General features: G+C 66.3%; 21 protein-coding genes. 13 read left to right on the top strand and 8 right to left on the bottom strand.

Annotated elements, in window-relative coordinates:
* Positions 1-212 precede the first annotated feature (212 nt).
* Complete coding sequence (locus ABD301_RS32730) at positions 213-854, bottom strand: fasciclin domain-containing protein (protein WP_344314109.1); 642 nt, start codon at positions 852-854, stop codon at positions 213-215.
* Positions 855-1272: 418 nt separating this feature from the next.
* Between ABD301_RS32730 and ABD301_RS32735 the strand changes: the two genes are divergently transcribed.
* Together ABD301_RS32735 and ABD301_RS32740 are read left to right on the top strand one after the other, a co-directional pair.
* Positions 1273-1917, top strand: a complete 645-nt coding sequence (locus ABD301_RS32735; RefSeq protein WP_163570895.1) for a sigma-70 family RNA polymerase sigma factor — start codon at positions 1273-1275, stop codon at positions 1915-1917.
* On the top strand, positions 1914-2717 hold the full coding sequence (locus ABD301_RS32740; RefSeq protein ID WP_344314110.1) for an anti-sigma factor: 804 nt from the start codon (positions 1914-1916) through the stop codon (positions 2715-2717). Before ABD301_RS32735 ends, ABD301_RS32740 begins: the two co-directional genes overlap by 4 nt.
* Here the strand turns inward: ABD301_RS32740 and ABD301_RS32745 are convergent.
* From ABD301_RS32745 to ABD301_RS32755, 3 genes are all read right to left on the bottom strand, one after another.
* Positions 2714-3298: an RNA polymerase sigma factor gene (locus ABD301_RS32745; protein ID WP_344314111.1), complete on the bottom strand. Its 585-nt coding sequence runs from the start codon at positions 3296-3298 to the stop codon at positions 2714-2716. The two genes, ABD301_RS32740 and ABD301_RS32745, sit on opposite strands and share 4 nt — an antisense overlap.
* A gap of 106 nt (positions 3299-3404) precedes the next feature.
* Positions 3405-4196 carry an anti-sigma factor gene (locus ABD301_RS32750; protein ID WP_163570904.1) on the bottom strand — a complete coding sequence of 264 codons (792 nt, stop codon included), beginning with the start codon at positions 4194-4196 and terminating at the stop codon, positions 3405-3407.
* Positions 4197-4455: 259 nt separating this feature from the next.
* The gene (locus ABD301_RS32755) at positions 4456-5013 is read right to left on the bottom strand and encodes a hypothetical protein (RefSeq protein WP_163570907.1); all 558 of its coding nucleotides are present in this window, start codon (positions 5011-5013) and stop codon (positions 4456-4458) included.
* A gap of 122 nt (positions 5014-5135) precedes the next feature.
* On the opposite strand from ABD301_RS32755, the gene ABD301_RS32760 reads away from it, so the two are divergent.
* Positions 5136-5735, top strand: a complete 600-nt coding sequence (locus ABD301_RS32760) for a TetR/AcrR family transcriptional regulator (RefSeq protein WP_344314112.1) — start codon at positions 5136-5138, stop codon at positions 5733-5735.
* A 107-nt stretch (positions 5736-5842) separates the two neighbouring features.
* Here the strand turns inward: ABD301_RS32760 and ABD301_RS32765 are convergent, their stop codons facing one another.
* Positions 5843-7081, bottom strand: a complete 1239-nt coding sequence (locus tag ABD301_RS32765) for a type II toxin-antitoxin system HipA family toxin (protein ID WP_344314113.1) — start codon at positions 7079-7081, stop codon at positions 5843-5845.
* Positions 7078-7419: a helix-turn-helix domain-containing protein gene (locus tag ABD301_RS32770; RefSeq protein ID WP_163573307.1), complete on the bottom strand. Its 342-nt coding sequence runs from the start codon at positions 7417-7419 to the stop codon at positions 7078-7080. The genes ABD301_RS32765 and ABD301_RS32770 overlap by 4 nt, the downstream gene beginning before the upstream one ends.
* 219 nt (positions 7420-7638) lie before the next feature.
* Between ABD301_RS32770 and ABD301_RS32775 the strand changes: the two genes are divergently transcribed.
* The 3 genes from ABD301_RS32775 to ABD301_RS32785 are packed head-to-tail and all read left to right on the top strand — an operon-like array spanning position 7639 to position 8881.
* The gene (locus ABD301_RS32775; RefSeq protein WP_344314114.1) at positions 7639-8073 is read left to right on the top strand and encodes a hypothetical protein; all 435 of its coding nucleotides are present in this window, start codon (positions 7639-7641) and stop codon (positions 8071-8073) included.
* A gap of 19 nt (positions 8074-8092) precedes the next feature.
* Complete coding sequence (locus tag ABD301_RS32780; RefSeq protein ID WP_163573306.1) at positions 8093-8563, top strand: hypothetical protein; 471 nt, start codon at positions 8093-8095, stop codon at positions 8561-8563.
* A 3-nt stretch (positions 8564-8566) separates the two neighbouring features.
* Complete coding sequence (locus tag ABD301_RS32785; protein WP_163573305.1) at positions 8567-8881, top strand: transcriptional regulator; 315 nt, start codon at positions 8567-8569, stop codon at positions 8879-8881.
* A 52-nt stretch (positions 8882-8933) separates the two neighbouring features.
* Here the strand turns inward: ABD301_RS32785 and ychF are convergent, their stop codons facing one another.
* The gene (gene ychF / locus ABD301_RS32790) at positions 8934-10019 is read right to left on the bottom strand and encodes a redox-regulated ATPase YchF (protein ID WP_344314115.1); all 1086 of its coding nucleotides are present in this window, start codon (positions 10017-10019) and stop codon (positions 8934-8936) included.
* 652 nt (positions 10020-10671) lie between these two features.
* Between ychF and ABD301_RS32795 the strand changes: the two genes are divergently transcribed.
* From ABD301_RS32795 to ABD301_RS32815, 5 genes are all read left to right on the top strand, one after another.
* A complete protein-coding gene (locus tag ABD301_RS32795; RefSeq protein ID WP_344314116.1) occupies positions 10672-12126 on the top strand; it encodes an AlkA N-terminal domain-containing protein in 1455 nt (484 codons plus the stop codon).
* A gap of 84 nt (positions 12127-12210) precedes the next feature.
* Positions 12211-12492, top strand: a complete 282-nt coding sequence (locus tag ABD301_RS32800; protein WP_163573304.1) for a hypothetical protein — start codon at positions 12211-12213, stop codon at positions 12490-12492.
* Between the two features lie 200 nt (positions 12493-12692).
* Positions 12693-14138, top strand: a complete 1446-nt coding sequence (locus tag ABD301_RS32805) for an aldehyde dehydrogenase (protein WP_344314117.1) — start codon at positions 12693-12695, stop codon at positions 14136-14138.
* Between the two features lie 127 nt (positions 14139-14265).
* Positions 14266-15717 (top strand): DNA recombination protein RmuC, encoded by a 1452-nt coding sequence (locus ABD301_RS32810; RefSeq protein WP_344314118.1) that lies wholly within the window; start codon positions 14266-14268, stop codon positions 15715-15717.
* A gap of 103 nt (positions 15718-15820) precedes the next feature.
* A complete protein-coding gene (locus ABD301_RS32815) occupies positions 15821-17023 on the top strand; it encodes a YbfB/YjiJ family MFS transporter (protein WP_344314120.1) in 1203 nt (400 codons plus the stop codon).
* Between the two features lie 478 nt (positions 17024-17501).
* Here ABD301_RS32815 and ABD301_RS32820 read toward each other — a convergent pair whose 3' ends face one another.
* Positions 17502-18494, bottom strand: a complete 993-nt coding sequence (locus ABD301_RS32820) for a 4-hydroxy-3-methylbut-2-enyl diphosphate reductase (RefSeq protein WP_425552004.1) — start codon at positions 18492-18494, stop codon at positions 17502-17504.
* Positions 18495-18506: 12 nt separating this feature from the next.
* Here ABD301_RS32820 and xseA point away from each other — a divergent pair, with 12 nt between their 5' ends.
* Together xseA and ABD301_RS32830 are read left to right on the top strand one after the other, a co-directional pair.
* A complete protein-coding gene (gene xseA / locus ABD301_RS32825; RefSeq protein WP_344314122.1) occupies positions 18507-19730 on the top strand; it encodes an exodeoxyribonuclease VII large subunit in 1224 nt (407 codons plus the stop codon).
* A 392-nt stretch (positions 19731-20122) separates the two neighbouring features.
* Positions 20123-20743, top strand: coding sequence for a hypothetical protein (locus ABD301_RS32830; RefSeq protein ID WP_344314123.1), 621 nt, complete (start codon positions 20123-20125; stop codon positions 20741-20743).
* Positions 20744-20750: the final 7 nt, after the last annotated feature.

A 20750-nucleotide genomic window follows, 5' to 3' on the forward strand; every position in this document is an offset into this window, starting at 1 on the left:
AAAAGCCCGACCAGCCCGCTTGGGCTGATCCGGCCTTGGGGTTGCTAGTGGTCTGTCTGTGATTTGGGATGGTGGATCCGGTGATCCAGGAGCCGGCTGGGTGTGCCGGGGGATCGCCCTCATACCTGGTCGTATGGGGGCGGTCCCCCGGTGCGGCCAGACGGCTTCTGGGCGCCGGAGCCGCCGTGCCAAATCACAGACAGACCGCTACCTTACGCCGGCGGCATCAGGACAGTGTCGACGATGTAGACGGTGGCGTTGGCGGTCTGCACGTTGCCGCAGACGATTTTCGCGTTGCCGTTGACGGTCAGGTCCTCACCGCTGCCAGCGACGGTCAGGGTGCCCTTTTCGACGGTGGTCTGGGTGCCGATGACCTGCTCCGGGGTGAGCTTCTTACCGGCCACCACGTGGTAGGTAAGGATTTTGGTGAGCGTCGCCTTGTCCGCGAGCACCTTTTTCAACTGGTCCGCCGGGATCTTGGCGAAAGCTGCGTTGGAGGGCGCGAAAACGGTGGCCGCCGGGAGGCTGTTCAGAGTGTCCACCAGACCGGCCTGCTTAACCGCTGCGACCAGCGTGGAAAGCACCGGGTTGGCGCTCGCGGCGTTGGCGACCGAGGCGCCCGACATGCCCTGGAAGCTGCCGGCACCGGTCTTGGGCACGGACGCACAGCCCGAGCCGAAGTTCTCCCCGACCGGGGCGGCCGCGGCCGCGGAGGTGGCTGGCGCGGCCGGCGCCGAAGAATTGTTCGAGGAGGCAGTGGTGCTGCCACTGCAGGCACTCATGCCCACGGCGAGCGCGCCGGCGACCACGACCATGCCGACCCGAGTCAGTTTCTTGGTGTTCCACGGGTTCACGGTGGAACTTCCTTTCTGGTAACCGGCCCTGCCGGTAATCTTCCGCGCCAGGACCGGTGTCCGGGCGGTCAAACGGGTTTGTGCTGTTTTGTTGCGGCGATTCTGAGCAACGTTCGGGGCGTCTGGCGGATTGGATTGCCCCTCGTCGAAATTTTTCGACTGACTCTCCAACCGTCGGTCGAGAACCGCCACGTGAAGTGTTCGTAGCACTTGTCATTTTGGTTTGCCGGTTGCCACGAATTTCTCTTTCCCCCGTGCTGACCTGCGAAAACCACGACAGGTATACGTGCGCGGCGGATTTTCGGATGGGCACGTACGATCACATCTCACCCCACTGTCGAGATCATCGCGAGCGGTTAGCCGTACCGGGAATCCGGATCGGGTTCGGTGACGAACGAATGGCATGACGAGGAGTCCCATGGTCGGTCAGACATCGTCAGGCGCCAGCAGGGCGTCGGGCCGTCGGACAGCGGAACCAGGTGAGACCAGCGACGCCGAGCTGATGGCTCAGGTGGCCGAGCGGAACACGTCCGCGCTGGACACTTTGTACGAGCGTTACGGCAAACCGGCGTACAGTCTGGCCCGCCGGATCACCGGCGACGAAGGGTTCGCCCAGGACGTGGTCCAGGACGTTTTCCTGGCGCTGTGGAAAGATCCCGACAGTTATCACCGGGCGCGCGGCGGTTTCGCGTCCTGGCTGCTTTCGGTGACCCACCACAAGGCGGTGGACGCGGTCCGCCGGGAAGAGTCGCTGCGGCGCCGGCGTAGCCTGGCCACCCAGGAGTTTCTGGTGGAACAAAACGCCAACGGCGTGTCCCAGGCGGTGTACGACCGGGTCTGGACGACAGTCATCGGCGAGCGGGTCAGAGGCGCTCTCAGCCAATTACCCAGCCCCCAGCGAGATGCTTTGGTGCTGGCGTATTTCGGCGGCTACACCCAACGCGAGGTCGCGACCTTGACCAACACTGCGCTGGGCACCGTGAAAACCAGGATGTTGGCCGGCATGCGCCGGCTCCGGGTGGTGCTCGGCGCGGGTCTGGCACCAGAAGGAGGTGCGCTGTGAGCGAGCTCGACCTCACCGACGCCCGATCTCATCAACGGTTCGAGGAACTCGCGGCGGGCTGGGCGCTGCACGGCCTCGATGTCAGCGACGAGCAGCTTTTCCAGCCGCATCTGGACAGTTGCGAGGGTTGCCAACGTACGGTCGACGAACTTGTTGACACACTGGGAGATCTCGCTTTCGAGCTGCCCTCCGACGAACCGCCGGCGACGCTGGGCGATCGGATTCGGGCGGCAGCGGCACATTACGAGGCAGGTTCAGTACGGCCGCTGATTTTGAGCGTAAGCCGGAAGGACCGATCAAGGCGTCCAACAGTGCGATCGGTGCCCTGGATGGTCACCGCGGCCGCCGCTGTGATCGTGGTCGCGCTCGGCGGCTGGAACGTGGTGCTGCGCGGCTCGCAAACCAGCGATAGCCACGCCACCGTCCAACAGCAGCATCTGATCCACCAGCTGCTGGCACCCGGCAGCCAGTCGACCGCATTGTCCACATCGGACGGGCACCGAGTCGCGTACGTCGTCACCAGCGGCGCGGATCTGGAAGTGGTGACGGACGGCGTCGCCGCCAACGACTCCGCGCGTACGCGATATTGGCTGTGGGGCGTGTGGGGTGCGAACACAGCACCCCGGCCACTGGGCAGCTTCAGCGTCTCCGGTTCCGGTGCGGTGCCCCGCCCTGTCGATCTGTTGGTGGGTGGCAAGCAGGTGGGCAAGGCGACCGCTTTCGCCGTGAGTCTTGAGTCGGGACAAAGCATTCCGGCTCGGCCGAGCGTGGTGATCGCTAGCGGCCTCACCACCCACTAGCGCATTTCCCGGTCATTCAAGTGGCTAAGCGAGATCCGTAACGAGCGAAGCGCCGCGATCGTACGAGTTTTGACCGTACCCAACGGAATCCCAGTGGCCTCGGCGATCTGGGACTGGGTGTAGCCGCGAAAGTAGGCCAGCACGATCAGCTCGTGCTGTCGCCGCGGCAGCTCGTTCACCGCCTGCAACGCGCTCAGTACGGCATCCGCGGTCCACACTTCCTGAAACGGGTTCGACGCGGCGACGCCGGTGGCGCTGGCCGCGAGATCCTGCAGCGAACCCACACCAGTCGACTTTTCCTTGGCTGCCCGCCGAATGTGGTCGACCGCCCGGTGGTGCACGATCGTTCGCAGCCAGGTGACCGCGCGAGCCCGGCTGGCCTGGAACCGGGCCGCCCCGGTCCACACCGAAAGAAAGACATCCTGCACCACGTCTTCGGCGCCGGCCGGATCCTGGACAATCCGGTACGCGTACTGAATGCAGAACCGGTAGTGGCGCAGGAAAAATCGTCGGAAAGCCTGGTGATCTCCCCTCGAGATTCGCTTCAACAGGTCAACGTCGTCGAAATCGGGATCTGTCATGACCGTGAACCCGGTGATGGGGTTGGTCCTGCTGTCCGCATCCACCATCACCTTCCGTTCCAGAGCAGCACAAAGCCGTAAAGCCCCGGCCGAGTAAGGGCGAGCGCTATGCCTGGCTGGGTCCGCTGGCTACCACTTGAGTGGGACGGATCGGTGTGGTGGTCGCCGGCTCCAAACTGATCGCGAAGGTAACGGCCGCCGAGATCGTGGAAAACCGGACCGCCAGTGGATGCAGAGCCGGACCCGCGTCATCGGTGGAAAACCCGGCCAGCGGCCGCGCCACGGTCCCACTGACCGCCCAAGCCCAATACCGCTGCCCGGCTGGACTCGAGGCCAGCCCGTCCGCGATGAATTCGACCGTGCCACCACTGGCCACCAGATAGCCGACCGGTTTCCCGACGGGGGTGGCCAAGGTGGCGAGCCGCGACCGTGGCTGTTCCAGTTCCCGTACGAGCCGCTGCTCAGCGGCGGCCCGTGCGACATATCGGCTTTCCAAGCCGTATGCCCCGCCGGCCACCACCACGACTAGCGCCATGGCAGCGGCCAACAACCGATATCTCGGACGTCGTTTTCTCCGAATTCCGACGAATTCCTTCGCCGGTAGCGGACCAACCTCAATGGGTACGGCCTTGCGCTGGGAGTGCGCCAGGTCGTCGGCGGCGACCGCCAGTCGAATCCGATCCCCCAGTTCCGCCGGCACGCCGTCCACGAATTCGCCTTCCAGCGTGAGCAAACCAAGCGTGCTGATCAGTCTTCCGACCCCGTGTTGGCAAGCTGGACAACGAAACAAGTGCTCCGCGTACAGGACCTCCTCAAGGGGTTCCAACGCGTTCAGCGCCCATCCCGGTGCCAGCAGTTCGAAATCCAGGTGCCAGGGGTCGTCTTCGGCCGGGTTCACCGGAAAACTCGATCGGCCGGCAACCCGTCACGATGATGAGAGCGTGAGACCGTCGCTCGGCTTACTTTCATGCCTGTCGTTCGTACGCCGGCACGGTCTGGATTTGCGGGCTTCCCGATCGAAAACTAAGCCAAAAGAAAGAACCAATCGGCCCGATCGTACGAACACGTTAAGTCAAGGCGACGCTAGTCCTGAATCAGCACAGAACTCGCCGTTCGGCGTACCCAGAACACGGGCGACATCAAGGAACACGTCGACCTCAGTGCTCCGAGATGCTGCGGCCCAGGCGCAGCGCCGATACGAGGAAGAAGATGCCGCCGAGCGTGGCGTAGCCGGCCACATTGAGGAGCGAGGGATCCGGCCCCGCCGCCATGAACAAGAAGCTGGTGCCGGCAATCACGGAGATGCCGCCGCTGAGCATCATCGGCCACTGGCCGCCCAGCGCTCGCCGGTTGATTCCGACGACGAGCTGGATCAGGCCAGCGACGACGGCCCAGACACCCCAGACGCGCAGGATCGCGGGGATTCCGGAGGTGACGGCGACGCCGAGTCCGGCGGTGGTCAGGAGGCTGACGGCAATGTTCAGGTAGAGCCCCCAGCGTGAGGACGACGACTTCGATGCCCGGACATCGACGATGGCGGAGGCTACGTCGAAGAGAGGGTAGAGCAGGACGAGTGCGGCGGCAGCCGGCCCGAACTGGCTCCCTGTGACGACGATCAGCGCCGCCCAGACGACGGCGAACGCAAACCGGACGAAGTACAGGCGCCGCAGTGCCGGAGCGGATCCGACGGCGACGGGAGTGGCAGCGGTACTCATGAGGGGCTCCTTCGAGGCCAGCTAACTATAGATAGAACGTTCTGTCTTGTAGCCTCTTCGCATGTTCGCAGGACGGTTCGGCGTTTGTCAAGAATGAACGTTCTATCTGGTAGCGTCGGGGTGTGCAGCGAGGTGTGGGCAGTCGACCGTCCGAGGCGCGGTCGCGGCTGCTGGGGACGGCGAGTCGGATCTTCTACGCCGAAGGTCTGCACTCGGTTCCGGTCGACCGGATCATCACCGAAGCGGACACGACTCGGGCCACGTTTTACCGGCACTTCCCGAGCAAGGAAGACCTTGTCATCTCCTACCTCGGCGCGGCCGACCGCGCGCTGCGCGACCGCTTCGCGGCAACCCTGGCGAGCAGCGAGTCGGCCGAGGACGCGGTTCGCGGGATCACCGCCGACATCGCCGCGGACATCCGGCGGAAGGACTTCCGCGGGTGCGCCTTCCTCAACGCGGCCGCCGAATACTCCGATCCGGCGCACCCGGTGCACCGTACGGTCCTGGAACATCGCGAATGGTTCCTCGACGCCGTGGCTGACCTGCTGGGGCAGATCGGGGACGGTCCCGCCAAGCCGGCGGCCCGGCACCTCGTGATGCTGCGAGACGGTGCGATGGTGGCCGGATGCCTGGCGGACGCGGAAGCGGTGTGCACGACGTTCGTCGACGGCGTCGAAGGGCTGCTGTGGTCGCGCTCCGTGCCTGGCGCTCTGCGGAGTTGAGCCGCAGATCGCGTTGGTCCAACTGTCGACCGCAACACTGTCATCAGCGAAAACGACCTACGGCGTTGCCGGAACCAGTACGGGTGTGCGCATCTGACGCCGCACCATCAGTCGGCCAGCTGGTCCATTTGTGCCCGGAGGCCCTCCAACGCCTGCTCGAACCTGGGCAGTTCGGCCTTCGGGACACCGTTGCCAACAGCGACTTCTCTCCAGCCCGCGGTACCGTCCAACACCTCGCGAAGCACTCGACGGCTTTCTGCGTCCGACAACCGGAACGACTCGGCATTGGCCAGCAACCCCGCAAGTTCGTCATCACGGCGGTACGCGCCGCCGATACCTGTCACGCGCTGGCTGCCGTCGTCCGGGTTCGGGTTGATATCGAAGGCCGGCGCCAGCCGCCAACCGGACGGTCCGTCGCGAAGAAAGCCGTGGTTGCGCAAATGATCATCCGTGTTGTGAATGGCGACGGAGAAGGCCATTCGTCGCCACAACTCCCGCAGATCAACGCCAACGCGTGATCCCAACTCGGTCAACGTCTCGGCCACCTCGAGATAGTCCTGCGGGCTCCCATCCTGACCTCGCACCAATGTCATCGCGCTGATGTACCCCATCCGGCGATCGGCTTCGCGGTCGAATCGCTCCAACATGAGTACGGATCTGCCGCCAACGGCGGTGAGCCGGCGGGCCGGAACGTCGATACCGGCACGCTGAGCCAGGTCGAGCGCGGTCTTCTCCCACGCAATGACGTCCCATTCGTCGCTGTGATGAGGGAACTTGGCGATGAACAGCCGGCCACCGTCGCGCACGGAAGCCTTGGGCCGAGCACCGCCGAGTGAACCTGAGCCGGCGTCCAGCAAGTCCTTGACGGCCGACAGGTCGTCGGGATCGCGTGCCACCGCATCGGCGGCACGCAACAGCCTCGGCAGTTCCACCAACGTGGCGACAGTCAGATCCGGGTTCAGGTACGGGCCGTCAGGCTGGGTACGAAAGCGCAGTGCTCCCTGACGAGTCAGGTCGCTCACACCCAGGAGGTAGTCATTCTCACTGAGTGACGAGCTGGTCTTTCCCCCGCGGAGCGCCCGAAGCCGTACGCGCTTCGCGATCAGGTTCTTTCCCCAACAGTCCGGAGAGCAGTCGGCGAACGATCCCGGTAGACCGGCGATGACATGGGTGCCCTGCGTCAGCGGCATCGCGGGGTCGATCGCATACGCATTCCGTCGAGCCAGATACTCCTCGTCATAACGAAAAGTCGTCGACAACACGTTGCGGCGTCGACTGAAATACGCGACACCAGCATCGACGGCTCGCCCCGCGAGCTCGACGGACACCAAGACGGCTTCGCTCATCGCCGGACCCGCTTCGGCAGAGCCTGATCAGCACGGGCGCGACCCAGATCGGTCTCATACGGGTCGAGCGCCTCGACAGCCCGATCGAGCGTGCCCAGGACCCGGGCAACGTTGAGAAACACGTCAAAACCGACGGTCACCTCACCGTGTTCCAGCTTGCGCAGAGTGTCTCGGGACATACCAGCCCGATCGGCCACCTGCTCAGCCGTAAGGCCCTGCAACTTGCGCCATACAGTGAGGTACTCACCGATTCGCTGGGCAGCAAGACGCGTTCGCGCCGGGACAGAAGATCTCGCCACCACGGCCTCCCTTGCTATAACGGCGACTAAAAACCCCATTATACGCCCTAATGGCTAGCCTACTAGCCATTAACCGAGTCCGACACGGGAGCGCAGGGGCTCAAAACGTTAGAGCTTGACCCCAGTGGTCATCGGTGTTGTCGAGCCGGAAGGGAAGGCGACGCCCAGCCTGGCCGGCGTCTCAGGCAAGTACTTGCCTGAACGGAAAGCGTGAGGTACTTTCTCTTCAGGCAAGTATTTTCCGAGGAGGTTAAAGTGATGCCGGCAACAGAACTCCAACTACCGTTGGAATCGACACAACAGCAGGTCAAAGGCCTGCCTGTTGGATACTTCGTGCTGGCCGGACTGCTGGTGGCCAGCTTCGACATCAGCCAGCAGTTCAGCTCGCAGTACCCGCTGGTCGGGCTGCTGCCGCTGGTCATTGTCGCGGCGCACCTCACGCTCTGGTTCACGTTGCTCTCGCGTCGCCGTCAGTACATTCGCGCGGTGTGGCGGTCACCGCGGGCCCGGATGCTGGTCATACTGCTGGTCGGCGTTCGCGTCCTACTCCAGTTGGGCCTGACCCGGCTGACCGACAGCGCGGCGCCGCTGCACAGCTACGCACACTTGATCATGGGGTTGGTCCTGATGGTGCTGACCACAACAGGCGCATGGTTTGATCAGTGGCTCATTCTGCGCACCGTGAACAAATAACATGCGAAGGAGCGGCACGGTGAACGAGCCAACGCCGGAAGAGGCGGCGGCAGCGCTACGCTCGGTCCACGAGGGCAAGGAGCGGGTGATCAACTCCGCCGCGGGGTCCCGGTGGCTGTGGATCGTCAGCGGTCTGGTCATTTTCCTCTACTGCGCGGTCAACGCCCTGTTCCCAGCGACACAGGTCTGGCTGATCTGGGTGCTGGTGGCCTTCACCGTCGCGCTCACCCTCGCTCTGCGCACCCGGGTGGGAAGTGCGTTGCTCGGCCGTCCGGTCACGGTGTCGAGCCGAAGCCTTCCGCTCAGCTTCTCCTGGCGTCTGCTGCGGATGGCTCCGGTGTTGGGGATCGGGATCGTGGTGGCCCTGGTCGTCCTGCTGCTCCACGTGCCGTACGGCCAGATCTACTACGGTGCGCTGGCCGGGCTCTACATCGCCACCATTGGCCCCAGGTTCCAGCTGTGGCTGCTGCGCAGGCAAGGCAAGGATTGAGTCGTGGCCGAGCTCGACCAACTCCTGCTGGACCCGACCAGACTAGCCATCGTCGCCCTGCTCGCCGCCGCCGATTGGGCGGAGTTCGGATTCGTCCGAGACTCGGTGAAGCTGTCCGACTCCGCGCTGTCCAAACAGGTCACCACCCTGTCCAAGAACGACTACGTAGAGGTCCGCAAAGGTTATGTCGGCAAACGTCCGCGTACCTGGCTCAACCTCACAAACACCGGCCGGCAGACCCTGGCCGGACACATCTCCGCGCTTCAGGCGATAGCCGAGAACGCCCGATCGGACGGCGCTGAGCAACCTCGCCGCTAAGCGGAATCCGCACCGACCGCTGCACAAAATGCCGATGGACCGGGCGAGCCGGTTACACGTTGAACCGAAACTCCACGACGTCGCCGTCGGCCATGACGTAGTCCTTGCCTTCGATGCGGACCTTGCCGGCCGCCTTCGCGGCGGCCATCGCGCCGGCGGCCATCAGGTCGTCGTACGAGACGACCTCGGCCTTGATGAAGCCGCGCTGGAAGTCGGTGTGGATGACTCCGGCGGCTTCCGGTGCGGTGGCCCCGATCGGCACCGTCCAGGCCCGCGACTCTTTCGGGCCGGCGGTCAAATAGGTCTGCAGTCCGAGCGTCGCGAACCCGACCCTGGCCAGCTGGCTCAGCCCTGGCTCAGGCTGGCCGATCGCCTCCAGCAACTCAGCAGCTTCGTCGGCCGGCAACTCGGAAAGCTCCGACTCGACCTTGGCGTCCAGGAAGATCGCCTCGGCCGGCGCGACGAGTTCGCGCAGTGAGTCAAGGAAAGTCTCGTCGCCGAGCTCTTCTTCGTCCACATTGAACACGTACAAGAATGGCTTGGTGGTGAGCAGGTTCAGCTCACGCAACAAGTCGACATCGACACCCGCGGCCTGCGCGCCGGAGAACAGCGTGATGCCTTTTTCCAGCACCTCATTGGCTTTCTTGGCGGCCTCCGCATAAGGCACGGTGTCTTTCTTAAGTCTGGCTTCCTTTTCCAGCCTCGGCAGCGCCTTCTCCAGCGTCTGCAGGTCGGCCAGAATCAGCTCGGTGTTCACCGTCTCGATGTCGTCGACGGGCGAGACCTTGCCGGCGAAATGCACCACGTCCGGATCCGAGAACGCCCGGATCACCTGGCAGATCGCGGAGGCCTCGCGGATGTTGGCGAGGAACTTGTTCCCCAACCCCTCGCCCTCACTGGCCCCCTTGACGATGCCCGCGATGTCCACGAACGACACCGTCGCCGGCACGATCTTGGCGGACTTGAACAGCTCGGCCAGCTTGTCGAGCCGCTCGTCCGGCAACGGCACGACGCCAACGTTGGGCTCGATGGTGGCGAACGGATAGTTCGCCGCGAGCACGTTGTTCTTCGTCAACGCGTTGAAGAGGGTGGATTTGCCGACATTCGGCAGGCCGACAATGCCCAGGGTGAGACTCACAACGGTCCAGTCTACGTTTCGCCCTCGCTCGGTCGCCGCCCACCCATCTCCCCTGCCGTTTGGATACCTCGCTTCCCGCGGCTTGATGGGTAGCACGTCGGTGTCGTGACTATCCGTGACGACTGAGGCGACTGTCGTGTTTGTCCGGCTCGGTGAGTACGGGCCAGTGCGCTCGCCGTCGACGAGTCGCGGGTTTCCCAATGGCGCCAAAAGTGTGGCGTTCGGCGAGCGCCGCCGAAAGACCGACGGCCGTCACCCCGCCGGTCCGCTAGCGGCCTGACTGCACAATCGGACTCCGATTGCGCAGGCTCTACATAGGGTGCGGCGCGAAACTGTCGTACCCACCCCCAAAAATCACCCCCACCCAAAGACGGGTGGGGGGCGGGTTCGAGGACCAATGTCCAAACAAAAAATTTAAGGTCCACCTCTCAACCCACCCCCCGCCCGTTCAAAGGGAGGGGGAAAGAAAAACAGACACCTACGACAATTTCGCGCTGCTACAGCCTGTAATAGGCAACCCGGCTGAAGGCGATCTGGCTCCGGCGGTCGACTTTCGGGACCGGGACGGCCCAGGCAGCCGTACCCGGGCAACCGAACACAGACGTCCGTTTCCCGCTAGCTAACGACCGCCAGTCGAGCGACCATTAACCGCGTGAGTCCTTTGCCGGAGTTGGATGTGTGTTACCGGGCGGTCAGCAGTCGCGACGCCCGGTTTGACGGGTGGTTTGTGATGGCGGTGCAGACGACCGGCATCTACTGTCGGCCGTCCTGTCCTGCGATGACGCCGCGGCGTGCGAACGTGCGTTTCTATCCGACGGTCGCGGCGGCTCAGCGGGCTGGGTTCCGGGCGTGCCTACGCTGCCGGCCGGATGCCGCGCCTGGGTCGCCGGAGTGGAATACCCGGGCTGACCTGGTCGCTCGCGCGATGCGGCTGATCGGCGACGGGGTGGTGGAGCGGGATGGGGTGGCCGGGTTGGCGTCGCGGCTGGGTTACACCGAGCGGCACCTGCATCGCCAGTTGGTGGCCGAGCTGGGAGCTGGGCCGTTGGCGTTGGCGCGGGCGCAGCGGGCGCAGACGGCTCGGGTGCTTATCGAGACGACGAAGGTGTCCTTCGCCGACATCGCGTTCGCGTCCGGGTTCGCCAGCATCCGGCAGTTCAACGACACGATCCGCGAGGTGTTCGCGGCGACTCCGACCCAGCTGCGGGCGAAGTTCCACGGCAACGGCAGCGAGTCGGCGCCGGGGACGATCACCGTACGACTGCCATACCGGCCGCCGATGGACGCCGAGGGTCTGATGGGTTTCCTCAGGTCACGGCGGGTGACCGGCATCGAGGAGTGGGACGCGGACACGTACAAGCGCGCGCTCCGGCTCCCGCACGGCACAGGAACGATGGCCTTGGCCGTACGCGATGGATATGTCGAGTGCACGTTGCGGCTGGCCGACCTGCGTGACCTGTCGACCGCGGTCTGGCGGGCCCGCAGGCTGCTCGACCTGGACGCCGACCCGGCCGCCATCGACGCCGCGCTCGCGACCGACCCGGCGCTGGAGCCGCTGGTCCTCAAGCGACCCGGGATCCGGGTGCCAGGCGCTGTCGACGGACTGGAAATCGCCGTACGGGCGGTGGTCGGTCAACAGATCTCGGTGGCGGCGGCGCGTACGGTTCTCGGCCGGATCGTCGAGGCGCTCGGCGAGCCGCTGGCCGAACCAGACGGCGGCCTGACCCACGTCTTCCCCACCGCGCAAGCACTCGCGGCAGCGCCAGATGAGGCGCTGCCGATGCCGGCCGCACGGCGTCGGACGATCCGAGAGCTGGGGGCCGCGGTCGCGGACGGCCGCGTCCAGCTGCATCCGGGTGCGGCCGCCGACGAGGTCACCGAGGCGCTCTGCGCATTGCCCGGCGTCGGCCCATGGACCGCCGGCTATGTGACGATGCGCGCGCTGGCCGACCCTGACTCGTTCCTGCCTACCGACCTCGGCGTGAAGCGGGCCGCTGACCTCAACGGCCTGCCGACCGATCCAGCCGCGCTCACCGAGCGCGCAAAGGCGTGGCGGCCTTGGCGGGCGTACGCTCTGATGCACCTTTGGCACAGTGAAGCCAGCTGAGAAACGGCTGTTGAGCTGTGATCATGCGCCGGTGGACCTCGTAGACTGGGCGCCCACCACGACGGGGTTGATGAGGAGCGCACGATGAGCTTCCTGGACAAGGCAAAAGAAGCCGCCAAGGACATCGCCGACAAGGCGGGCCCGGCGGTCAACCAGGGCATGGCCAAGGCGAAGGAGGCCGTCGACAAGGCCAAACCCATCGTCGCGGACGCGGTGGACAAGGCCAAACCAGTGGTGGCCGGCGCCGTGGAAAAGGCGAAACCAGTGGTCGCCGACGCGGTCCAGAAGGCCAAACCCGTGGTCGCGAAGGGCGTCGACGCGGCCAAGACGAAAATCGACGAGCTGAAGAACTCCCGCAAGTCGTAGCCAGCTGACGTACGCCTCGACCTCACCACGAGACCGGGGCGTACGCCCGCAAATACGGGTGGATGATCAGCTGCCAGCCGCATTCACGGATCTTTTCCTCGCTTTGTGAACGCACAAGCGTTTGAATGGAGTGGGCCGGGTCACATCATGACCGGCGAACTGACCGGCTGGTCAGGGACACTCCCGCGAGGAAGGACGCCATGACGACCGACTACGAGCAGATGTTCATCGGTGGGGAATGGATCCGCCCGAGTTCGGCGGCGGTCATCAACGTGACGTCGGCGAGCACCGGCGAGGTCATCGGCACTGTCGCGCAAGCGCAGGAAGCCGACGTCGACGCCGCCGTCGCGGCCGCCCGCCGGGCGTTCGACGACCCCTCCGGCTGGTCCCAGTGGGAGCCAGCCCGCCGGGCCGCGGCAATGGAGAGCCTGGCCGCTCAGCTGGAAAGCCGCGGCGAGGAGATGGCCCGCCGGGTCAGCTCGCAGAACGGCATGCCGATCTCCATCGCGACCCAACTGGAAGCCGCTTTCCCGGTCCTGCTGTTGCGTTACTTCGCAGGCCAGGCGAGGGACTCGGTGTTCGAAGAGGAACGCCCGCACATGCTCGGCGGTACGACGACCGTACGGCGCGAACCGATCGGCGTGGTCGGCGCCATCGCGCCCTGGAACTACCCGCAGACGCTGGCCGCCTTCAAACACGCCCCGGCGATGGCCGCCGGCTGCACCGTCGTTCTCAAACCGTCGCCCGAGACCGTACTCGACGCCATGCTCTTCGCCGAAGCGGTCGCCGCGTCCGACATCCCGGCCGGTGTCATCAACATCGTGCCTGGTGGACGCGAGGTCGGGGCGTATCTGGTCCAACACCGCGACATCGACAAGGTGGCCTTCACCGGCTCCACCGCCGCTGGCCGGCAGATCGCCGAGACCTGCGGCCGGCTGCTGCGGCCGGTCACCCTGGAGCTGGGCGGCAAGTCCGCCGCGATCATCCTGGACGACGCCGAGCTGGATCTCGCCAAGATCGGCAACGACCTGTTCGCGGCGACACTTATGAACAACGGCCAGACCTGCTATCTCGGCACCCGGGTGCTCGCACCGGCCTCCCGGTACGACGAGGTGGTGGACATCCTCGCGGCCTTCGCCACCTCGCTGACCGTCGGTGACGCACTGGACCCGGCCACCCAGATCGGGCCGATGGCGTCGACCACGCATCGCGACCGGGTCGAGGGCTACATCGCCAAGGGCGTCGGCGACGGCGCCAAGCTGGTCACCGGCGGCGGCCGTCCGGACGGTCTGGACGCCGGTTGGTTCGTCCAGCCGACGATCTTCTCCGAGGTGGACAACGGATCCACGATCGCGCAGGAGGAGATCTTCGGCCCGGTACTGTCCGTTATCCGCTACGGCGACACCGATGACGCCGTACGGCTCGCCAACGACTCCGACTACGGGCTCGGCGGCTCGGTCTGGACAAGCGACCCGGAGCGCGGCAAGTCCGTCGCCAACCGGGTCCGCACCGGCACGATCGGCATCAACCGTTACATGGTCGACCCGGGCGCTCCCTTCGGTGGCGTCAAGGCCAGCGGGATCGGCCGTGAGCTGGGACCGGACGCCATCCGGGCGTACCAGCAGCAGAAGACGATCTACTCCTGACCTCGGCGAGGGTGACGTCGTGGGTACGCTTTGCCCCGATTTATCGCCTCACAATGTCACTCTCGCGGCGGGCAACACGCCGGGCTAGGTCGTCGATTCTGTCGGTCCCTCGGTTCAGGATCGGGGGATGGACATTGTCGCCGCTGTCGTTGTCGGGCTGATTCTCGGCGCGGTCGCCGGGGTGGCGTTCGGATTGCTGGCCGGCCGGTCGAAGGAAGCCGGAGTGTCGGCTGCTCTGACCGCTGAGCGTGACGCCGTGCGCGTCGAGCGGGACGCGCTGCGCACTCAGCTGGAGGCGGGGCGGACGGCGGTGTTGGCGTCGGACCAGCGGGCCGGGGCCGCCGAACAGCGGGCCGGCGTCGCCGAACAGCGGGCCGCGGCCGCCGGGGCACAGGCGGACGCGCTGCAGACCGCGTTGGAACACGAGCGGCAGAGCGCCGCCGACGTCGAGCAGCGGCTGCGGGAGGCCTTCGGGTCGCTGGCGGCGGACGCGCTGCGGTCCAACAACGACAGCTTCATCCGGCTGGCCAGCGAGCGGTTCGGGCAGGCGACGACGGCGGCCAAGGGCGATCTCGCGCAGCGGGAGCAGGCCATCAAGGCGCTGGTCGATCCGCTGGCCGACCAGCTGCGCCGGCTGGACGAGCGGGCCCGTCGGCTCGAGCAGGAGCGGACGAGCGAATACGCCGGGCTGAAGACGCATGTCGCGGAGATGATCCGGACCAGCGAGGGCGTCCGAAGCGAGACCGCGCAACTGGTGTCCGCGCTGCGGGCGCCGCAGATCCGCGGCCGCTGGGGCGAGATGCAGCTGCGCCGGATCATCGAGAGCGCCGGCATGGTCGAGCACTGCGACTTCGAAGAGCAGCACACTGTTCGTACGTCCGACGGCGTGCTCCGGCCGGACGTGGTGATCCAGTTGGCCGGCGGCAAGTCTGTGGTGATCGACGCCAAAGTGCCGTATGAGTCGTTCCTCGCGGCCCAGACAGGCGACACCCAGACCCGGCAGGCGAAGGTCGCCCAGCACGCAAAAGCGGTCCGCGACCATGTCAAGAAGCTCGCGGACAAGGCATATTGGAACTCCTTCGAGAACAGCCCCGAGTTCGTGGTGATGTTCATGCCCGGCGAGACGCTGCTGGCCACCGCATGGGAGGCCGATCCAGGTCTGGTCGAGTATGCGACCGAGAACCACGTGGTGATCGCTACCCCGACCACGCTGATCGCGCTGCTGCGCACCATCGCCTACACCTGGAAACAGGACGGTCTCGCGAAGAACGCCCACTTGGTGCAGGCGATCGCCAAGGAGCTGTATTCGCGGCTGGCGACCATGGGAAGCCACGTCGAGCGGCTTGGCAACGCGCTGGATGGCGCGGTGAAGGCGTACAACCAGAGCGTCGGCTCGTTGGAGGGCCGGGTGCTGGTGTCCGCCCGCAAGCTGGCCGACCTGAAGGTCAGCGAGGAGCTGCTGCCCGAGCCCACCCAGATCGAGCGCACCCCGCGGGCCGTCTCCGCTCCGGAGCTGGTCGCGTCCGCCAGCGACCAGCTTCTCGCCTTCGAGGAACTCGACCATCACCGAGTGTCCTGACCTTCGCGAACTCGGCGTTTCGGTGGCGACACGCGGGTGATGACGGGGGTGATCTGGACCACGGCGTCGAGTCATGGGATGAATCGGCTCCTAACCTGACGAGATGGTGGCCCACGCGAGTACGAGGCCGGCCGCATCGCAGTGGGGCGGTGCCCTTGTCCTGCTGATCGCGGGGTTGACGGCAGCCTCGGCGGCGGTCAACGGACTGGGCCGGTTCGCGTACGCGCTGGTGCTGCCGTCGATGCGGGCCGACCTGCACTGGTCGTACGCGACCGCCGGGCTGCTGAACACGGTCAACGCGGCCGGCTACCTGACCGGTGCGCTGCTCGCGGCACCAGTGGCGGCCCGGCTGGGCCACCGGCGGGCGCTGCTCGCCGCGTTGGTGGTGAGTGCGCTGGCGGTCCTCGCGGCGTCCGTCAGCGGACTCGTGCCTGTCCTGCTCATCCTGCGACTGACCAGCGGCATCGCCGGTGCGATCGCCTTCATCGCCGGTGGCGCCCTGACCGCCGCTCTCACCGCCGACCTGCCACCGCGTCGCGCGGTGTTGTGCCTCGGGCTCTACTTCACCGGCCCCGGAGCCGGCATCGTGGTGTCGGCGGTGGCGATCCCGCCGCTGGTCAGCGCGTACGGGTGGCGGCTCGGCTGGGTGACGCTGGGCGCGCTCTGTCTCGCCGGCCTGGTCCTGACCGCGGCCGCGGTCCGCCGGCTGCCGGCCGACCCCGTCGCCCGCGACCGGCCCAAGCGCCGGAGTGCCCCGCTACGGCCACTGGTGTCGGTGCTGGTGACGTACGCGATCTACGGCGCTGGCTACACGGCGTACATGACGTTCGTGATCGCCTTTCTGACCGCAGCCAGCGGCGGCTCGGTGATCACCCTGTTCTGGCTGGTCCTGGGTGGCTGCGGGGTCGCCTCCAGCATCGTATGGACCCCGTTGCTGCAGCGGCTGCCCGGCCAGGTCATCGCCGCGATCCTGCTCGGTGGCACGACGGCCGGCGCCGCGTTGCTCGTCCTGGTGCCAGGCCCGGTGGCGTGGTTCGGGTCCGCGGTGCTCTTCGGTGGCTCGTTCCTGACCGTCGTCACCGCGATCACCGGCTGCGCGCAACAAATGCTGCCCCCGGATCGCTGGGCCGCCGCGATCGCCGCGCTGACCATCGCCTTCGCCATCGGCCAGTGCGTCGGACCGGTGCTGGCCGGCACCCTGTCGGACCGCGTCGGCGGCGTACCCGCCGGCCTCGCCATCGGAGCCGCCCTGCTGGGCGTCAGCACCCTCACCGTCCTCACCCACCGCCGCCCAGCCCGTACGTAGCTGCCGAAACTGTCGGCCCGCACGCGAATACTCGATTCGGGGGCGCCATTTTCGGCTGCCGAAAATGCCGCCCCCGAATTCGAGAATCCTCGCTGGCACCGACAAAACCATGCCGGGCCGGTCGTCGAGCGGCACATTTCTGGTGTCACTCGTCGAGGAAAGTGCGGGATTGGCCCATGATCAACAAAGGTGTCCGTCGGTGGAGGGCCATCTGGAAACTCAGCAGCCAAAAGACCCAGGTGCGGCGCGAAACTGTCGTACCCAACCGCAAAAGTTGCCCCCACCCAGTGACGGGCGGGGGGGTGGGTCGAGAGGCAAGGGCTGAATTATAAGTTGGACGTCGGTCCTCAAACCCACCCCCCGCCCGTTCAAAGGGAGGGGGCTAGAAAACAGCATCGGTACGACAATTTCGCGCCGCACCCTATGTAGACCGACACAATCGGAATCCGATTGTCACAACGGCGACGGCGGACAGGTGTTAGGCCTGGGCGGCGCGGAGGTCGCGTTTGATTTGCTGGGGCAGCGAGAAGGTGAGCCGTTCGTCCGCGGTGGTCACTTCCTCGACCAGGTCGAAGCCGTGCCGCGCGAGTCGGTCGAGGACCTCGGCGACCAGGATTTCGGGTACGGACGCGCCGCTGGTCAGGCCGACGGTGGTCACGCCGTCCAGCCACGAGTCCTCAATTTGGTGCGCGTAGTCGATCAGCCGGGCGTCGTCGGCGCCGGCTTCCTTCGCGACCTCGACCAGCCGGACCGAGTTGGACGAGTTCGTCGAGCCGACCACCAGCACCAGCTCGCAGTCCGGGGCCAGCTGCTTGACGGCGACCTGCCGGTTCTGGGTGGCATAGCAGATGTCGTCGGACGGCGGCGCTTCCAGGTTCGGGAAGCGCTGACGCAGCCGATCGACAGTCTCCATCGTCTCGTCCACGGACAGTGTGGTCTGGGACAGCCACACGACCTTGCTCTCGTCCACCACGTTGACCGCGTCCGCGCCGGCCACGCCGTCGACCAGCTGAGTCGCCTCCGGCGCCTCGCCGGCGGTGCCCTCGACCTCCTCGTGACCCTCGTGCCCGATCAGCAGGATCTGATAGCCGTCGTCAGCGAACCGCTTGGCTTCCTTATGGACCTTGGTGACCAACGGGCAGGTGGCGTCGATCGTGGTCAGGTTCCGCGCCTGCGCCTCGGCGTGTACGGCCGGAGACACGCCGTGCGCGGAGAACACCACCATGGCGCCCTCGGGCACCTCGGAAGTCTCGTCCACAAAGATCGCGCCGCGTTTCTCCAGCGTCTCGACCACGTGCTTGTTGTGCACGATCTGCTTGCGTACGTACACCGGGGCGCCGTACAGCTCCAGCGCCTTCTCCACGGTGATCACCGCGCGGTCGACGCCGGCGCAGTAACCGCGCGGCTTGGCGAGCAGGACACGCTTCCTCGGCGACGACATGGCCACCATCGTAGGTCGTACGTTCCCCATAGGCTGAGGAGCGTGAGTGACAGCACCCGCAGCACCCCCGACCAGCCCTGGCCGGTCCGGCTGGTCAGCGCCAAGATCGGCCAGTGGATCGGCCGGCTCGGTGACGTCTGGGTGGAGGGCCAGATCACCCAGCTGTCCCGGCGGCCCGGCGGCGGCGTCGTCTTCCTGACGCTGCGGGACGCGAGCGTGGACATGAGCCTGCCGGTGACCTGCAAGGTCTCCGTCGCGGACGCCTGCGAGACACCGTTGGCTGAGGGCGTCCGGGTGATCGTGCACGCCCGGCCCGACTTCTACCCGGCGCGCGGCACGTTGTCGCTGCGTGCGGACGAGTTCCGGGCCGTCGGGGTCGGCGAGCTGCTGGCCCGGATCGAGCGACTTAAGCGCGCGCTCGCCGCCGAGGGCCTGTTCGCGCCGGAGCTCAAGCGCCGGCTGCCGTTCCTGCCCAGCTGCGTCGGTCTGGTCACCGGCCGCGCGTCCGCCGCCGAGCGGGACGTCGTCACCAACGCGCGCGCTCGCTGGCCTGCTGTGGAGATGCGGATCCGCAATGTCGCCGTGCAGGGCGTGACCGCGGTCCCGCAGCTCATCGAGGCCGTGAACGCACTGGAAGCGGACCCCGAGGTCGATGTGATCGTGCTGGCCCGCGGCGGCGGCAGCGTCGAGGACCTGCTGCCGTTCTCGGACGAGGCGCTCATTCGTACGGTCTTCCAGTGTCGTACGCCGGTCGTCTCGGCAATTGGCCACGAGCCGGACAGTCCCCTGCTCGACCTGGTCGCGGACGTACGCTGCTCGACCCCGACCGACGCCGGCAAGCGGATCGTGCCGGACTGGACCGAGGAACGCGACCGGATCGCGATCGCCCGGTCCCGGCTGGCCGCGGCCATCACCGGCCGGTTGGACCGCGAGCAGTCCTGGCTCACCGGCACCCTGTCCAGGCCCGCGCTGGCCCGGCCGCAGACGCTGCTCGACCAGCTCGCCGAGCAGGTCAAGGCATTGACCGAGCGCGCGACCCGCGTTCTGCGACACCGCACCGACTCCGCCAGCAACGACATCGCCCATCTGCGCGCCCGCGTTGTGTCGCTGTCACCAGCGGCCACCATGGAGCGCGGATACGCTGTCGTACAAAGGAAAGACGGCCAGGTCGTCCGCAAACCGTCCGATGTGGACACTGGCGACGAGGTGCGGCTGCGGCTCGCCGAGGGCGAGCTGCACGCGACCGTGACCGCACCTGAGCGGTAACCGAAAAATGCCAGTCGGCCGATACCGCGGGGCCGCTCGTACGAGTAATGACTGTCCCTGGAGTTACTGAACGGGGACGCACATCAAGGCTGACCAACCGTCCAGACCCATGTCCGGTCCACCGATCCCGGATCGGCAAGACAGCGCGCGAATGCGCTGACGTGTACGCGCGTGCCGAATCCGTTCAGGACACCACGGTGGCCCGGATGGGCAGAATTTCGGCGCTGGCGATGCCAACAGCTGGCCGCCTTCGTACCTTTATCAAGGAGGCCAGGAGTAGCTGGACTTATACAGCCTTTAGACCTGCCAAAACAGCTAGTCCTGGTCTCCTTGATAACAGTCGGCTCAGTAGCGGAACACCGCTCAAAGACGGGGTCTTCAGCATGGCAGCAATGCCTCCACCGCCAGGCTCGTACGGGCCGTACATGCCGCTTCGGCGCCGCCGGACCGGTCCCTGGATCTTCGTCGGTTTATCGTCCGTCATCCTGTTGGTCGTGCTGGCCGGAGGGGTCGTGTTCTTCCTGACCAGTAACCGGTCCACGGACCAGTACTCCGGCTACTTCCAGGTGGAGAATCTCGTCACCCCGGTCATGATCAGCGACGGTGCCACCGGCCCCACCACTAAGACGTGTAACCGCAAGGAAAACAAACACTCGCTGTTTCGCGGCTGCGCATGGGTGGGCTCCAACCGAGCGGACGGGAAGCATTCCCGGTTCTACGTCGAAGTCGACGTCTTTCCCAGCAGCTACCAAAGCAAGGGCTCGGGGGCAGACGCGGCCAAAGCCGCCGCGCGAGAGGACGGGCAGGACCTGACCGGATCCGTGTCGGTGCCTGGCTTTCACTCGCCCGCGTACGGCGGCTGGCTGCCCACCCCGGGCACCGCTCAACTGATCTTTTCCCACGGGAATGCCGAAATCCTGGTCGACTTCGCATTGACACCAGGCGGGGCACACGATCCCAGCTGGCAGGCGCACGCCGAGAGTGCCGCGAAGAAAATCGAGGCCGCCCTCTGACTTTGCC

It is taken from the genome of Fodinicola feengrottensis, assembly GCF_039530045.1.
In the GTDB taxonomy this organism is placed as follows: Bacteria; Actinomycetota; Actinomycetes; order Mycobacteriales; family HKI-0501; genus Fodinicola; species Fodinicola feengrottensis.